Genomic DNA, 264 nt, shown 5'->3' on the forward strand with positions numbered 1-264 from the left:
CGTCACAGCCGTAAAAGACAACTACGGCACCGAAACGTATCAGTACAACAAAAACAATGACGTAACGAAAATGAAGGATACCGAGGGGAACATCACTGATATTGCGTACGACGGACTGGATGCCGTTTCTGAAACGGATCAAAGCGGAAAATCCTCATCCGCCGCCGTGTATGACAAATACGGTAATCTCATTCAATCAAGCAAAGAGCTGGCAGCTTCGGCAAGCCTGCTGAAAGACGGCAGCTTTGAAGCAACAAAGCTGGG

1 protein-coding gene is annotated in these 264 nt (G+C 48.1%); it reads left to right on the forward strand.

The window, feature by feature from the left end:
• Window positions 1-264 (forward strand): hypothetical protein (locus tag SB660_RS21360; protein WP_410584405.1); only part of this gene is annotated, 264 nt, incomplete at both ends.

Source organism: Bacillus sp. SIMBA_005 (genome assembly GCF_046535585.1).
Classification (GTDB): domain Bacteria; phylum Bacillota; class Bacilli; order Bacillales; family Bacillaceae; genus Bacillus; species Bacillus pumilus.